Origin of the sequence: Pseudomonas sp. RW409 (assembly GCF_003184125.1) — a bacterium.
GTDB classification, from domain to species: domain Bacteria; phylum Pseudomonadota; class Gammaproteobacteria; order Pseudomonadales; family Pseudomonadaceae; genus Aquipseudomonas; species Aquipseudomonas chlororaphis_I.
Genome location: NZ_QHHP01000041.1, coordinates 1,078,769 through 1,079,793, shown reverse-complemented (window position 1 = coordinate 1,079,793; position 1,025 = coordinate 1,078,769). Strand labels below are relative to the sequence as shown.

At 58.4% G+C, this 1,025-nt stretch carries 2 protein-coding genes; both read left to right on the top strand.

The features are described 5' to 3' along the window. A partial coding sequence (locus tag DK261_RS25375) for a type VI immunity family protein (protein ID WP_146218557.1) occupies nucleotides 1-254 on the top strand: 254 nt, incomplete at its 5' end. A gap of 17 nt (nucleotides 255-271) precedes the next feature. Beyond that, on the top strand, nucleotides 272-1,025 hold a 754-nt coding region (locus DK261_RS25370), incomplete at its 3' end, for a type VI immunity family protein (protein WP_110176991.1).

Below are 1,025 nucleotides of genomic sequence, written 5' to 3'. Positions count from 1 at the left end.
GCGGCGATGCCGAAGACCCGAGGCCCGCCCCCTACGTACTGCTGAACCATGTCCTCAAGGGCATCCGCTACGAGACCGTGGGCTCGTTGCACGGAGGTTCTCACGACGGCGAACTGCGCCTGGTCGGCTGGTCGGCCGATCAGTGGCTCAAACGCCTGGATGTGGATGAGAGTGAGATAGCTGGCTGGCGTGCCAGGCTGCTTGCTGACGAACCCTGCCTGAACGCTGCGAACACCCTGGTAGAGCGCCTCTAGTTTTGCTCAGAATGCCGCTGGAACAGGAGTTCAATTTGGCTGAGGAGCTGGCCAAACAGCCTCATCTGCTGGAAGTGCCCGGCAACCTGCTAATGAAGGGTGGCCCCGAGGACTATATCGGCGCCGTGCTCTGCCTACGGGGCACGCTCTACTTCAAGGAGGCCCATACCCCTCTGGTGCGCGAGGCACTGTGCCAATGCTTCGACGAGTTCAAGCGATTGGCCGAGCCTTATCTCACCTGGCTTTGGCGTGAGGAACCGCCAGAGGGCAAGCCGCTGACGGCGTACCCTGATGCAAAGCCATTGCGCGACATGCTGGCCAATATGGATGAGGATTACCCGCTGAGCTTTTACTACACCTGCGGCAAGCAATCTAACGATGCAAGCGCTTGGTACTTCGATATTTTTGGCCAAGCCGCTTGGGAAGCAAAGATAGGGGATGACCTTAGCGTTCTGGAATTCTCCGTACCACTTCTCTACCAGGAACAGCAGCCACTGAGATTCTTGCAACTGTTCCTAGACTTTGCACGGCGACTGAACCCAAAGCAGGGCTATGCTGGCCATGCCTACAACCTCTCAATAACCAACCGGGACGATAATCAGCCGACTGAGGCTTTCATGGCGGCGCGCATGCCTGGCCTGGATGTCGGCACTGCGGGATTGCTGGCTAATCGTCCGCAGTTCAAACCCGCCAGGATCAAGACCGTCAGTTGGTTGACCGTACTCGATCAGGAACGCCTGGACCTGGTTGGGGGGCTGGACGCTTTACGCT